Below are 13,785 nucleotides of genomic sequence, written 5' to 3'. Positions count from 1 at the left end.
ACCATGAGCCGCATGGCCGCCCCGGTGTCGCTGGACGTGCACGGACGCCAGGTCATCGTCACGCATCCGGGCAGGGTCGTCTTCCCCGCTCACAACGATCGAAAGGGCTACACCAAGTTCGATCTGGTCCGCTATTACCTCGCCGTGGCCGAGGGGGCGATGCGCGGGGTGGCCGGCCGGCCGATGATTCTCAAGCGTTTCGTCAAGGGCATCTCCGCCGAGGCGGTGTTTCAGAAGCGCGCACCGGCAAACCGGCCAGACTGGGTGGACGTGGCCGAGCTGCACTATGCGTCGGGCCGCTCCGCCGCGGAGGCGGTCATTCACGACGCCGCCGGGCTGGCGTGGGTGATCAACCTGGGGTGTGTGGATCTCAATCCGCATCCGGTGCTCGCCGGCGACCTCGATCATCCCGACGAGCTGCGGGTGGACTTGGACCCGATGCCCGGGGTCGCGTGGCAGCGGGTCGTCGAGGTCGCGTTGGTGGTCCGGGAGGTGCTGGAGGATTACGGGTTGACCGCATGGCCGAAGACGTCCGGGTCGCGGGGCTTTCACGTCTATGCCCGGATCGCGCCTTGCTGGTCGTTTCCCCAGGTGCGCCTGGCCGCCCAGACCGTTGCGCGTGAGGTCGAACGGCGCCTACCCGACGCGGCAACCAGTCGTTGGTGGAAGGAAGAACGCGAGGGCGTGTTCGTCGACTTCAACCAGAACGCCAAGGACCGCACGGTCGCGTCGGCCTACTCGGTGCGGGCCACCCCGGATGCCCGGGTGTCCACGCCGCTGCACTGGGAGGAGGTGCCCGGCTGCGACCCGGCGGTGTTCACCATGGCCACCGTGCCCAGCCGGTTGGCCGACATCGGTGACCCCTGGGCCGGGATGGATGACGCGGTTGGCCGGCTCGACCGGCTGTTGATGCTGGCCGAGGAACTGGGTCCGCCGCAGAAGGCGCAATCCGCCAAGCCGCTGATCGAGATCGCCCGCGCCAAGACGCGGGCCGAGGCGATGGCGGCGTTGGACATCTGGCGCGACCGGTATCCCGGCGCCGCGGCTTTGCTGCGGCCCGCCGATGTGCTGGTCGACGGCATGCGCGGGCCGAGTTCGATCTGGTATCGGATCCGGATCAACCTGCAGCACGTCCCGGCCGACCAGCGCCCGCCGCAGGAGGAGCTGATCGCCGACTACAGCCCGTGGCCGCGGTGAGAGCGCGTCGGCAAAATTAGCGCTTATATTATGCATCTGAAGTCTGTACATTTTTGGTATGGCAAGTGGGTACGCGGTCGAAATCGAGAACTCGGCAGCTAAGGCAATCCAACGGCTGCACCGCCACGACCAGCGGCGCATCCTGACCGCCGTCGCCGCGCTCGCCGACGAACCGCGCCCGCGTGGCTGCGAGAAGATGAGTGGCTTCGACACCACTTACCGCATCCGCCTCGGCAACTATCGCGTTGTTTACATCGTCGACGACGCAGCGCGTGTCATCACCGTTACTCGCGTCGGACACCGAAGGGGGGTCTACCGATGACCAGCAGTCTAGTGCCTATTAGTGAAGCCCGCGCTCACCTATCCAGGCTTGTGCGTGAATCCGCCGACGATGACGTCGTGTTGATGAATCATGGCCGACCCGCAGCCATCCTCATCTCAGCTGAGCGCTACGAGAGCCTAATGGAAGAGCTTGAAGACCTGCGCGACCGGCTCAGCGTGCACGAGCGAGAGCACGTCACCATGCCGCTGGACAAGCTCGGTGCCGAGTTGGGCGTTGACATCGGCAGAGTCTGAGTTTGCGCGTGGCTCACAACGTGAGACCGCCGCCGGGCTAACTACACCCCCACCTGGCCCATGGGGGTGGTTCTACGCAGGTAGCAGTACCAGGTGACGACGAGCAGGGCAAGGAAGAACGCCACGTAGAAGTGCAGGGCGGGTTCGATATTGCCGAAGTGCACCTTCGACCAGGCGTAGGCCAGCGGCACCACAAACCCGCCGAACGCGCCGATCGAGGAGATGATGCCCAGCGCTCCGGCGGCCTGTCGGCGCATGTTCACCATCGTTTCCGGATCCCCGCCGGCGACTTCGCCCTTGACCTGGAAGATCCTCGAGATCATCCGGTAGCTCGAACCATTGCCGATGCCGGTGGCAACGAACAAGAACATGAAGCTGACGAAGAACACCGGCAGATTGACCGACTGCACCGACCACAACGCCGCAGCCGCCCCGGCCGCCAGCATGACGAAACTGGCCGCGGTGATCCGCGCACCGCCGATCCGGTCGGCGAGCTTGCCGCCCAGCGGACGGACCAGGGAACCGATGCCCGCGCCGAGGAAGGCCCAACCCAACGCGATGTCACCACGGCCAAACACGGTCTTGAGCAACGTCGGGAAGGCCGCCGAATACCCGATGAACGACCCAAAGGTGCCGATGTACAGCAGCGACATGATCCAGGTGTCGGCATGCCGCAGCGACTGCCACACCGGCTTCACATCGGCCTTGGCCTCCGTGAGGTTGTTCATAAACAGGAATGCGCACACCGCGGCGGCGACGGCCAAGGGCACGAAGAACAGTCCGGCACGCGACAGTGCCACCCCACTGCCGGCGACCACGATGGGCGGAATGATCTTCTGCACCACCGCCACCCCGATGTTGCCTCCGGCCGCGTTCAGGCCCAGCGCCCAACCCTTGTCCTTCTCCGGGTAGAAGAACGAGATGTTGGCCATCGATGAGGCAAAGTTGCCGCCACCGAAACCGGCGGTGGCCGCGATCACCACCAACACCGCGAACGGCAGGGAAGGGTGGCTCACCGCCCAAGCCAGCAGCAGGCACGGGATCACCAGCAGCGCCGCCGAGACGGTCGTCCAGTTGCGGCCACCAAAGATCGGGATCGCGAAGGTGTACGGCAGCCGGAGGAACGCCCCGACACCGCTGGGGACGGCGACCAAACATAGGGCCTGGCTGGCGGACAGCGCCCAGCCGGACGCGGCGGGGTGCCCGGGAGCGGCGGCGGTCATCTGGACAACCACGATGCTCCACAGCATCCACACGCTGAAGCCGACGTGCTCGGCGAAGATGGAGAAGATCAGGTTACGGCGGGCGATCGGCCTGCCGATCGTCTCCCAGAACACCGGGTCTTCCGGGCGCCAGTCGTCGATCCAGTGATCGCCCTCATCCTGCTGGCGTGGCAGCGCATAATCGATTGCCGGGGCGGTGGTGAGTGCCATCGGTTAGGTCTCCTGTCGACAAGCGGGCGACATCAGCGGTAATGACGGCTCGACGCTAAAGAGACCCTGTTACCGGCCCGGATGCACGCTGTTACAGCGGAGATACCTTTAGGTGGCTTCGGCCCGTCTGCCGTTGTGAGGACGGGACCGGCTGCGAGCGTGAAGGGGGAGTCCGGGTGGTTGGCGCGGGGTGGCACTTCTGGGTCGACCGGGGTGGCACGTTCACCGACGTTGTGGCGCGCCGGCCGGACGGACGGCTGCTGACCCACAAGCTGCTGTCGGACAACCCGGCACGCTATCGCGACGCCGCGGTGGCCGGCATCCGTGCGCTGCTAGCGAACGGCGAGGCGGGCACGCGCGTCGACGCGGTGCGGATGGGCACCACGGTGGCGACCAATGCGTTGCTCGAGCGCACGGGTGAGCGCACACTGCTGGTGATCACCCGCGGTTTCGGCGACGCCCTGCGCATCGCCTACCAGAATCGTCCGCGCATCTTCGACCGGCGGATCGTGTTGCCCGAGATGCTTTATGAGCGGGTCGTCGAGGTCGATGAACGGGTCACAGCCGACGGCCGGGTGCTGCGGGCACCCGACCTGGAGGCATTGGGCGAGAAGATGCGGCAGGCCCATGCGGACGGAATCCGCGCGGTCGCGGTGGTGTGCCTGCACAGTTACCTCTACCCGGGACACGAGCGAGAAATCGGTACGCTGGCGCAGCGCATCGGCTTCGCCCAGATCTCGTTGTCATCTGAGGTCAGCCCGCTGATGAAACTGGTCCCGCGCGGGGATACCACCGTGGTCGACGCCTACTTGTCCCCGGTGCTGCGCCGATACATCAACCAGGTGGCCGACCAGATGCGGGGTGTGCGACTGATGTTCATGCAGTCCAACGGGGGGCTGGCGCAGGCCGGGCACTTCCGCGGCAAGGACGCGATTCTGTCTGGTCCGGCCGGCGGCATCGTCGGCATGGTGCGGATGTCGGCGCTGGCCGGCTTCGATCACGTTATTGGCTTCGACATGGGCGGCACCTCGACCGACGTGTCGCACTACGCCGGCGAGTACGAACGCGTCTTCACGACCCAGGTTGCCGGGGTCCGGCTGCGCGCGCCGATGCTGGACATCCACACGGTGGCCGCCGGCGGCGGGTCGATCCTGCATTTCGACGGGAGCCGCTACCGAGTCGGCCCGGACTCGGCCGGAGCCGACCCCGGCCCGGCCTGCTACCGCGGCGGCGGACCGCTGTGCGTCACCGACGCCAACGTGATGCTCGGCCGCATCCAGCCCACCCACTTCCCGTCCGTATTCGGTCCTTCCGGCGACCAGCCGCTGGACGCCGGGACCGTGCGGCGTGGCTTCACCGACCTGGCCGCCGACATCGCCGCGCGGACCGGCGACGACCGGTCACCCGAGCAGGTCGCCGAGGGATATCTGCGGATCGCGGTGGCGAACATGGCCAACGCGGTCAAAAAGATCTCCGTGCAAAAGGGACACGACGTGACGCGGTACGCGCTGACGACGTTCGGCGGCGCCGGCGGTCAGCACGCATGTGCGGTGGCCGACGCCCTCGGCATCCGCACGGTGCTGATCCCACCAATGGCCGGCGTGCTTTCCGCGCTGGGGATCGGCCTGGCCGACACCACCGCAATGCGCGAACAATCGGTGGAGATCCCGCTCGGACCCGCCGCGCCACAGCGTTTGGCCAGCGTTGCGGAATCCCTCGAACGAGCCGCCCGCGCCGAGTTGCTGGACGAGGGCGTCCCGGGTGAGCGCATCCGGGTGGTTCGCCGGGTGCACCTGCGCTATGAGGGAACCGATACCGCGATCCCCGTGCAACTGGCCGAGATCGAGACCATGGCCACGGCGTTTGAAAGCAGCCACCGCGCGCTGTACACGTTCCTGCTGGATCGTCCGCTGATCGCCGAAGCGATCTCGGTCGAGGCGACCGGGCTCACCGACCAGCCCGACCTGTCCCAGCTGGGCGATCAGGCCAACGACACCACCGGCTCGTCGGAAACCGTGCGGATCTATTCGAACGGATTGTGGCGCGACGCACCGCTGCGGCGTAGGGAGGCGATGCGGCCGGGCGACGTGCTGACCGGTCCGGCGATCATCGCCGAGGCCAACGCCACCACCGTCGTCGACGACGGCTGGCAGGCGACGATGACGGAGACCGGGCACCTGCTCGCGCAACGAGTGGTCACCCCGCCGCGGCCCGATGCGGCCACTCAGGCCGGTTTCGAGGCCGGTTTCGAGGCCGACCCGGTGCTGTTGGAGATCTTCAACAACCTGTTCATGTCGATCGCCGAGCAGATGGGCTTCCGGCTGGAAGCCACCGCCCAGTCGGTGAACATCCGGGAGCGGCTGGACTTCTCCTGCGCGCTGTTCGATCCGGACGGCAACCTGGTCGCCAACGCCCCGCACATTCCGGTGCACCTCGGCTCGATGGGCACCACCGTCAAGGAAGTGATCCGCCGGCGCTTGAGCGGCATGAAGCCCGGTGACGTATACGCCGTCAACGACCCGTACCACGGCGGCACCCACCTGCCGGACATCACAGTGATCACCCCGGTGTTCAACACCGGCGGCGAGGACGTCCTATTCTTTGTCGCCTCTCGCGGGCACCACGCCGAAATCGGCGGCATCACCCCCGGCTCCATGCCCGCCGACAGCCGCGAGATCCACGAAGAGGGCGTGCTGTTCGACAACTGGCTGCTCGCCGAGAACGGACGGTTCCGCGAGGCCGAAACCCGGCGCCTGCTTACCGAGGCGCCGTTCGGTTCCCGCAATCCCGACACCAACCTCGCCGATCTGCGCGCGCAGATCGCCGCCAACCAAAAGGGCGTCGACGAGGTCGGAAAAATGATCGACCACTTCGGCCGCGACGTGGTGGCGGCCTACATGCGCCACGTCCAGGACAACGCCGAGGAAGCGGTCCGCCGGGTCATCGACCGGCTCGACAACGGCGCCTACCGCTACCGCATGGATTCGGGCGCGACGATCGCCGTGCGCATCACCGTTGACCGCGCCGCCCGCAGCGCGACCATCGACTTCACCGGAACCTCGGCTCAGCTGGACACCAACTTCAACGCACCGACCTCGGTGGTGAATGCCGCGGTGCTCTACGTGTTCCGGACCCTGGTCGCCGACGACATCCCGCTCAACGACGGTTGCCTGCGCCCTTTGCGTATCGTCGTCCCCGAAGGCTCGATGCTCGCACCAACCCATCCCGCCGCGGTGGTCGCTGGCAACGTCGAAACCTCGCAGGCGATCACCGGCGCGCTGTTCGCCGCGTTGGGTGTGCAGGCCGAGGGATCCGGGACGATGAACAACGTCACGTTCGGCAACGAGCGGCACCAGTACTACGAAACCGTAGGATCGGGCTCCGGGGCCGGTGACGGGTACCACGGGGCCTCGGTGGTGCAGACGCACATGACCAACTCCCGGCTCACCGATCCCGAGGTGCTGGAGTGGCGCTACCCGGTGTTGCTGCGCGAGTTCGCCGTACGTCAGGGCAGCGGGGGCGCCGGTCGCTGGCGGGGCGGCGACGGCGCCGTCCGACGCCTCGAGTTCACCGAGCCGATGACGGTCAGCACGCTCTCCGGTCATCGGCGGGTTCGGCCCTACGGCATGGCCGGCGGCTCCCCCGGAGAGCTGGGACGCAACCGAGTGGAACGCGCCGACGGCAGCACCGTCGAGTTGGCCGGATGCGGCTCAACGCACGTCGAGCCGGGCGACACGCTGGTGATCGAAACCCCCGGCGGCGGCGGATACGGGCCAGCAAGTACCAGCGCCCGACGCCGGCGGTAACGCGCGCGATACCCTCACGCTGTGCGACAGGGATGCAGCCGCCGGGGATTCTTGCAGGTCGCCGGGGCTGCAGCAGCCACCGGGCTGTTCGCGGGCTGTTCATCGCCCAAACCCCCGCCGGGCACTCCTGGCGGCGCGGCGGTAACTATCACCCACCTGTTCGGTCAGACCGTCATCAAAGAGCCACCCAAGCGCGTGGTCAGCGCCGGCTACACCGAGCAGGACGACTTGCTCGCGGTCGATGTGGTGCCCATCGCGGTGACCGACTGGTTCGGTGACCAGCCGTTTGCGGTGTGGCCGTGGGCGGCGCCCAAGCTCGGCGGGGCGCGGCCGGCGGTATTGAACCTGGACAACGGGATTCAGATCGACCGGATCGCCGCCTTAAAACCCGACCTGATCGTGGCGATCAACGCCGGGGTGGACGCCGATACCTATCAGCAGCTGTCGGCGATCGCCCCGACCGTCGCCCAGTCCGGCGGCGACGCATTCTTCGAGCCGTGGAAGGACCAGGCCAGGTCGATCGGCCAGGCGGTGTTTGCGGCCGACCGGATGAGGTCGCTGATCGAGGCCGTCGACCAGAAGTTCGCCGCGGTGGCGCAGCGGCATCCGCGCTGGCGGGGCAAGAAGGCGCTGTTGCTGCAGGGTCGCCTCTGGCAGGGCAACGTGGTCGCAACCCTGGCGGGCTGGCGAACTGACTTCCTCAACGACATGGGTCTGGTGATCGCCGACAGCATCAAACCCTTCGCCGTCGATCAGCGCGGCGTCATTCCGCGCGATCACATTAAAGCGGTGCTTGATGCCGCCGATGTGCTGATCTGGATGACCGAGAGCCCCGAGGACGAGAAGGCGTTGTTGGCCGACCCGGAGATTGCGGCGTCGCAGGCAACCGCCCAGCGGCGCCACATCTTCACTTCCAAGGAACAGGCCGGAGCCATCGCCTTCTCGTCGGTGCTGAGTTATCCCGTGGTGGCCGAGCAACTGCCGCCACAGATCAGCCAGATCTTGGGCGCATGAGCATTTGCTAAGGCACCTCTGGCAGTCTCGAAAATCCCTGGCCGAGCCGAAGATTGCAGCGCTACCGTCGACGCATGAGTGTGATGGACGTCTTTATGGACGCGGCATTGGCCTGCACCGTGCTCGACTACGGCGACCATGCGCTGATGCTGCAATGTGACAGCACCGCTGACGCAATGGCATGGACCGATGCATTGCGAGCCGCGGCGCTACCCGGTGTGGTCGACATCGTTGCGGCCTCGCGCACCGTATTGGTGAAGCTGGACGCGCCCCGCTACCAAGGGGTCACCCGTCAGCGGCTGCGCAGGTTGCGGGTCACCCCCGAGGCGGTGGCTGCGGCCGATCACCGATGCGACCTGGTAATCGACGTCGTCTACGACGGCCCAGACCTCGCCGAGGTCGCCCGCTGCACCGGCCTGACCACCGCAGCGGTCATCAACGCCCACACCGCCACCGGATGGCGGGCGGGATTCAGTGGGTCCGCCCCGGGGTTCGCCTACCTGATCGACGGCGACCCGAGCCTGCGGGTGCCGCGCCGGCCCGAACGGCGCACCTCGATGCCGCCCGGATCGGTCGCCCTCGCCGACGGATTCAGCGCGATATATCCATCTCAAGCGCCCAGCGATTGGCAGATCATCGGCCACACCGACGCGGTCCTGTGGGATGTCGACCGACCCCAGCCGGCGCTGCTCACACCGGGCATGTGGGTTCAGTTCCGGGCCGCCTGAGCTGGAGGAAGCAGCCATGACAACACTGGAAATCCTGCGCAGCGGACCGCTGGCCCTCGTCGAAGACCTCGGCCGTGCCGGACTGGCCCATCTCGGTGTCGGTCGATCCGGTGCCGCCGACCGCCGCTCCCACACGCTGGCCAACCGGCTAGTCGCCAACCCCGACGATTGGGCCACGGTCGAAGTGACCTTCGGCGGCTTCTCGGCGCGGGTTCGCGGCGGCGACGTCGACATCGCGGTGACGGGCGCCGACACCGATCCGACCGTGAACGGAATCATGGTCGGCACCAACAGCATTCACCACGTCCGGGACGGCCAGGTGATCTCACTGGGCACCCCACGGGCCGGGCTGCGGACCTATCTGGCGGTGCGCGGCGGCGTCTGTGTGGAGCCCGTGCTGGGGTCACGCAGCTACGACGTGATGTCGGCGATCGGCCCGTCGCCGCTACGGGCCGGAGACGTGCTGCCGGTCGGCGAACACACCGACGACTATCCCGAACTCGACCAGGCACCGGTGGCCGCTATCGAGGAGCATCTGGTGGAGCTGCGGGTGGTGCCCGGGCCGCGCGACGACTGGCTGGTGGACCCGGACGCGTTGGTGCATACCATCTGGATGGCGTCCAACCGCAGTGACCGCGTAGGAATGCGGCTACAGGGCCGCCCGCTACAGCACCGCTGGCCGGATCGGCAACTGCCCGGCGAAGGCGTTACCCGCGGCGCAATCCAGGTGCCGCCCAACGGATTACCGGTGATCCTGGGGCCGGATCACCCGATCACCGGAAGCTATTCGGTCGTCGGCGTCATCACCGACGAGGACATCGACAAGGTCGCGCAGATACGGCCCGGCCAATATGTGCGACTGCACTGGGCACGGCCCCGGTCTCGGTTGCCTGGCCAGGGTGTAACACAAGCCTGGTAGACAGGGACTGTGCACACCCAGGTACACACGGCCCGCCTGGTCCACACCGCCGATCTTGACAGCGAGACCCGCCAGGACATCCGTCAGATGGTCACCGGCGCGTTTGCCGGTGACTTCACCGAGACCGACTGGGAGCACACGCTGGGTGGGATGCACGCCCTGATCTGGCATCACGGGGCGATCATCGCGCATGCCGCGGTGATCCAGCGGCGACTGATCTACCGCGGCAACGCGCTGCGCTGCGGGTACGTCGAAGGCGTTGCGGTGCGGGCGGACTGGCGGGGCCAACGCCTGGTGAGCGCGCTGTTGGACGCCGTCGAGCAGGTGATGCGCGGCGCTTACCAGCTCGGAGCGCTCAGTTCCTCGGCGCGGGCCCGCAGACTGTACGCCTCACGCGGCTGGCTGCCCTGGCACGGCCCGACATCGGTGCTGGCACCAACCGGTCCGGTCCGTACACCCGATGACGACGGAACGGTGTTCGTCCTGCCCATCGACATCAGCCTGGACACCTCGGCGGAGCTAATGTGCGATTGGCGCGCGGGCGACGTCTGGTAATCCGCTCCGCTGCACGGCCGCCCTCACACGCTGGCGGTAACCGTGTGAGCGAAAGTTCACGCCGGGGTCACTACCGGAAGCGCCCGGGCAACAAAGGATTTCTAGCGTGATCGAGAACGTCGATCACGATAGGGGTCAGTATGGGCCGTTCCCACCAGATCTCCGACTGGGATCCCGAAGACTCGGTGGCGTGGGAGGCCGGCAACAAATTCATCGCCCGACGCAATCTGATCTGGTCGGTGGCCGCCGAGCACGTCGGATTTTCCGTCTGGTCCCTCTGGTCGGTGATGGTGCTGTTCATGCCCACATCGGTGTACGGCTTTTCCGCCGGCGACAAGTTCCTGCTCGGCGCCACCGCGACCTTGGTCGGGGCATGCCTGCGCTTCCCTTACACATTTGCCACCGCAAAGTTCGGGGGGCGCAACTGGACCATCTTTTCCGCACTGGTGCTGTTGATTCCGACCGTTGGCAGCATTCTGTTGCTGGCCAACCCTGGTTTGCCACTGTGGCCGTATCTGGTGTGCGGTGCGCTAGCCGGCCTCGGCGGCGGCAACTTCGCCGCCTCCATGACGAACATCAACGCTTTCTTTCCGCAACGACTCAAGGGCGCCGCGCTTGCGCTCAACGCGGGTGGCGGCAACCTCGGGGTGCCGATGGTGCAGTTGGTCGGCCTGCTGGTGATCGCAACGGCCGGTGACCGCGAGCCCTACTGGGTGTGCGCGATATATCTGGTGCTGCTGGCGGTCGCCGGCCTCGGCGCCGCACTGTACATGGACAACCTGACGGAGTATCGCATCGAGCTGAACACCATGCGTGCGGTAGTGTCCGAGCCGCACACCTGGGTGATCTCGCTGCTGTACATCGGCACTTTCGGCTCGTTCATCGGGTTCTCTTTCGCATTCGGTCAGGTGCTGCAGATCAACTTCATCGCCAGCGGTCAGAGCACGGCGCAGGCCTCGCTGCATGCGGCCCAGATCGCCTTCCTGGGGCCGCTATTGGGATCGCTGTCCCGAATATATGGCGGCAAGCTCGCCGACCGTATCGGTGGCGGCCGAGTCACCCTAGCTGCCTTCTGCGCCATGCTGCTGGCCACCGGAATACTCATCAGCGCAAGCACTTTCGGTGACCACCTGGCCGGGCCGATGCCGACTGCGACGATGGTCGGCTACGTCATCGGCTTCACGGCTCTGTTCATTTTGTCCGGCATCGGCAATGGCTCTGTGTACAAGATGATTCCGTCGATCTTCGAGGCGCGCAGCCATTCGCTGCAGATCAGTGAAGCCGAGCGCAGGCAGTGGTCGCGGTCGATGTCAGGCGCGCTGATCGGCCTGGCCGGGGCGGTCGGCGCGCTCGGCGGAGTGGGCGTCAACCTGGCTCTGCGAGAGTCCTACCTGACCAGTGGCACGGCCACCTCGGCATTTTGGGCCTTCGGGGTGTTCTACCTGGTCGCCTCGGTGCTGACCTGGGCGATTTATGTGCGTCGGGGCCTAAAGAGCGCCGGCGAGCTCGTGCCGGCGACCACCGCACCCGCGGGCTTGGCCTACGTCTAGCGCCACGCCCGAAGCCACCGAGGTGGGTATCGGCAATGGGCAATCCGGCAGCAATTGCCTGGTAACGCGACTGAAACCTCACAGGCCTAGACACGTCATATGGCCCAGGCACACTCGGCGCCACTGACCGGCTACCGGATCGCGGTGACATCCGCTCGCCGCGCCGAAGAGCTGTGCGCATTGCTTCGCCGCCAGGGCGCCGAGGTCTGTAGTGCCCCAGCGATCAAGATGATCGCGCTTCCCGACGACGATGAACTGCAGAACAACACCGAGGCGTTGATCGCCGACCCGCCTGACATTCTGGTCGCCCACACCGGCATCGGATTTCGCGGCTGGTTGGCCGCGGCCGAGGGGTGGGGGCTGGCCAACGAGCTCCTGGAATCGTTGTCGTCGGCCCGGATCATCTCCCGCGGACCAAAGGCAACTGGTGCGCTGCGTGCCGCCGGCCTGCGTGAAGAGTGGTCCCCCGACTCTGAATCGTCGCATGAGGTGCTGGAATATCTGCTCGAATCGGGGGTGTCCAGTACGCGTATTGCCGTCCAGCTGCACGGTGCCGCCGACAGCTGGGACCCGTTTCCGGAATTTCTGGGCGGGTTACGTTTCGCCGGCGCGCAAGTGGTGCCGATCCGGGTTTACCGGTGGAAGCCGGCGCCACTAGGCGGCGTGTTCGACCAGTTAGTCACCGGGATCGCGCGACGACAATTCGACGCGGTCACCTTCACGTCGGCACCTGCCGCGGCCGCGGTGCTAGAACGCAGCCGTGAATTGGATATCGAGGACCAACTGTTGGCTGCGCTGCGTACCGATGTGCACGCGATGTGTGTCGGCCCGGTAACTTCGCGGCCGTTGATCCGAAAGGGCGTCCCGACGTCGGCTCCCGAGCGAATGCGGTTGGGAGCCTTAGCCCGCCACATTGCCGAGGAGCTGCCGCTGCTGGGTTCGTGCACGTTCAAAGCAGCCGGCCACGTGATCGAGATCCGTGGAACCTCTGTGCTGGTGGATGATTCGGTGAAGCCACTATCGCCGTCCGGAATGGCGATTTTGCGCGCGTTGGTACATCGCCCCGGCGGCGTCGTCTCTCGTGGCGACTTGCTACGCGTCCTACCCGGCGACGGCAGCGACACCCACGCCGTGGACACCGCCGTACTGCGGCTACGAACGGCTCTGGGCGACAAGAACATCGTGGCAACAGTGGTGAAACGTGGCTACCGTCTCGCCGTTGACAGCCGGCACGATGACGTATGAACCTGATCTTGACGGCCCACGGAACCCGCAGACCGTCCGGTGTCGCGATGATAGCGGACATCGCCGCGCAAGTGAGCGCGCTCGTCGACCGCACTGTGCAGGTCGCCTTCGTTGATGTGCTCGGACCCTCACCCAGCGAAGTGCTTTCCGCCCTTTCCTGCCGTCCCGCAATCGTGGTGCCCGCGTTCTTGTCCCGCGGATATCATGTTCGCACCGACCTGCCCGCTCATGTCGCAGCCAGTGCGCACCCGCATGTCACGGTCACCCCCGCGTTGGGGCCATGCCGTGAGATCGCGCAGATAGTCACCCAGCAGCTGGTGGAATCCGGTTGGCGTCCTGGCGATTCAGTGATCCTCGCAGCGGCCGGCACGTCGGATAGGCGGGCACGTGCCGACCTGCACACCACTCGGACGCTAGTGTCCGAACTGACCGGATCATGGGTGGACATGGGATTTGCGGGCACCGGCGGTCCGGATGTGCGCACGGCTGTGCAGCGGGCCCGAGACCGGGCCGAAGCCAACCGAGGTGCGCGCCGCGTCGTGGTCGCCTCCTTCCTGTTGGCAGAAGGCCTTTTTCAAGAGCGGCTGCGGGCATCCGGTGCCGATGTGGTAACCCGACCGCTCGGCACCCATCCGGGCTTGGCACAGCTGGTCGCGAACCGATTTCGCAGCGCGGTAGCACGTCAGCAACGGCTGCACCGCTGGCATGGCACGCCGACACCGGTGACGCTTGATCTTTGATCACAGCGGGGTGATCCTGACA

Annotated in this window: 12 protein-coding genes; 11 read left to right on the top strand and 1 reads right to left on the bottom strand. The window is 66.6% G+C overall.

Annotation, left to right across the window (positions count from 1 at the left end; translation table 11 throughout):
• Positions 1–3 precede the first annotated feature (3 nt).
• The 3 genes from MCAN_RS01455 to MCAN_RS22890 are packed head-to-tail and all read left to right on the top strand — an operon-like array spanning position 4 to position 1,773.
• The gene (locus MCAN_RS01455) at positions 4–1,197 is read left to right on the top strand and encodes a DNA polymerase domain-containing protein (protein ID WP_003401386.1); all 1,194 of its coding nucleotides are present in this window, start codon (positions 4–6) and stop codon (positions 1,195–1,197) included.
• A 58-nt stretch (positions 1,198–1,255) separates the two neighbouring features.
• A complete protein-coding gene (locus tag MCAN_RS22895; RefSeq protein WP_015287785.1) occupies positions 1,256–1,519 on the top strand; it encodes a type II toxin-antitoxin system RelE family toxin in 264 nt (87 codons plus the stop codon).
• Positions 1,516–1,773 carry a type II toxin-antitoxin system Phd/YefM family antitoxin gene (locus MCAN_RS22890; protein WP_003911137.1) on the top strand — a complete coding sequence of 86 codons (258 nt, stop codon included), beginning with the start codon at positions 1,516–1,518 and terminating at the stop codon, positions 1,771–1,773. The genes MCAN_RS22895 and MCAN_RS22890 overlap by 4 nt, the downstream gene beginning before the upstream one ends.
• Positions 1,774–1,814: 41 nt before the next feature.
• On the opposite strand, the gene MCAN_RS01440 is transcribed toward MCAN_RS22890, so the two are convergent.
• Positions 1,815–3,206, bottom strand: a complete 1,392-nt coding sequence (locus tag MCAN_RS01440) for a NarK family nitrate/nitrite MFS transporter (protein ID WP_003401380.1) — start codon at positions 3,204–3,206, stop codon at positions 1,815–1,817.
• Between the two features lie 176 nt (positions 3,207–3,382).
• Here MCAN_RS01440 and MCAN_RS01435 point away from each other — a divergent pair, with 176 nt between their 5' ends.
• The 8 genes from MCAN_RS01435 (at position 3,383) to MCAN_RS01400 (ending at position 13,763) form a co-directional block, all read left to right on the top strand.
• Positions 3,383–7,012, top strand: a complete 3,630-nt coding sequence (locus MCAN_RS01435; RefSeq protein WP_014000143.1) for a hydantoinase B/oxoprolinase family protein — start codon at positions 3,383–3,385, stop codon at positions 7,010–7,012.
• 21 nt (positions 7,013–7,033) lie between these two features.
• On the top strand, positions 7,034–8,026 hold the full coding sequence (locus MCAN_RS01430) for an ABC transporter substrate-binding protein (protein WP_014000142.1): 993 nt from the start codon (positions 7,034–7,036) through the stop codon (positions 8,024–8,026).
• 95 nt (positions 8,027–8,121) lie between these two features.
• The gene (locus MCAN_RS01425) at positions 8,122–8,754 is read left to right on the top strand and encodes a 5-oxoprolinase subunit B family protein (RefSeq protein ID WP_003401370.1); all 633 of its coding nucleotides are present in this window, start codon (positions 8,122–8,124) and stop codon (positions 8,752–8,754) included.
• Positions 8,755–8,770: 16 nt separating this feature from the next.
• Positions 8,771–9,673 (top strand): 5-oxoprolinase/urea amidolyase family protein, encoded by a 903-nt coding sequence (locus tag MCAN_RS01420; RefSeq protein ID WP_014000141.1) that lies wholly within the window; start codon positions 8,771–8,773, stop codon positions 9,671–9,673.
• Positions 9,674–9,682: 9 nt separating this feature from the next.
• A complete protein-coding gene (gene aac(2')-Ic, locus MCAN_RS01415) occupies positions 9,683–10,228 on the top strand; it encodes an aminoglycoside N-acetyltransferase AAC(2')-Ic (protein ID WP_003899880.1) in 546 nt (181 codons plus the stop codon).
• Between the two features lie 140 nt (positions 10,229–10,368).
• A complete protein-coding gene (locus MCAN_RS01410; RefSeq protein WP_003401360.1) occupies positions 10,369–11,778 on the top strand; it encodes an MFS transporter in 1,410 nt (469 codons plus the stop codon).
• 99 nt (positions 11,779–11,877) lie between these two features.
• Positions 11,878–13,023: a uroporphyrinogen-III synthase gene (locus MCAN_RS01405; protein ID WP_014000140.1), complete on the top strand. Its 1,146-nt coding sequence runs from the start codon at positions 11,878–11,880 to the stop codon at positions 13,021–13,023.
• Entirely contained in the window at positions 13,020–13,763 is a 744-nt protein-coding gene (locus tag MCAN_RS01400) for a sirohydrochlorin chelatase (RefSeq protein WP_014000139.1), read from the top strand. The genes MCAN_RS01405 and MCAN_RS01400 overlap by 4 nt, the downstream gene beginning before the upstream one ends.
• The last annotated feature ends 22 nt before the right edge of the window (positions 13,764–13,785 follow it).

Source organism: Mycobacterium canetti CIPT 140010059, assembly GCF_000253375.1.
GTDB classification, from domain to species: domain Bacteria; phylum Actinomycetota; class Actinomycetes; order Mycobacteriales; family Mycobacteriaceae; genus Mycobacterium; species Mycobacterium tuberculosis.
This window is presented reverse-complemented; position numbering and strand designations above follow the sequence as displayed.

Bases quoted from the DNA above. Each gene is read 5' to 3' on its own strand.
- MCAN_RS01455 (WP_003401386.1), top strand. From the start codon at position 4: ATGAGCCGCATGGCCGCCCCGGTGTCGCTGGACGTGCACGGACGCCAG.
- MCAN_RS22895 (WP_015287785.1), top strand. From the start codon at position 1,256: ATGGCAAGTGGGTACGCGGTCGAAATCGAGAACTCGGCAGCTAAGGCA.
- MCAN_RS22890 (WP_003911137.1), top strand. From the start codon at position 1,516: ATGACCAGCAGTCTAGTGCCTATTAGTGAAGCCCGCGCTCACCTATCC.
- MCAN_RS01440 (WP_003401380.1), bottom strand. From the start codon at position 3,206: ATGGCACTCACCACCGCCCCGGCAATCGATTATGCGCTGCCACGCCAG.
- MCAN_RS01425 (WP_003401370.1), top strand. From the start codon at position 8,122: ATGGACGCGGCATTGGCCTGCACCGTGCTCGACTACGGCGACCATGCG.
- MCAN_RS01420 (WP_014000141.1), top strand. From the start codon at position 8,771: ATGACAACACTGGAAATCCTGCGCAGCGGACCGCTGGCCCTCGTCGAA.
- MCAN_RS01410 (WP_003401360.1), top strand. From the start codon at position 10,369: ATGGGCCGTTCCCACCAGATCTCCGACTGGGATCCCGAAGACTCGGTG.
- MCAN_RS01405 (WP_014000140.1), top strand. From the start codon at position 11,878: ATGGCCCAGGCACACTCGGCGCCACTGACCGGCTACCGGATCGCGGTG.
- MCAN_RS01400 (WP_014000139.1), top strand. From the start codon at position 13,020: ATGAACCTGATCTTGACGGCCCACGGAACCCGCAGACCGTCCGGTGTC.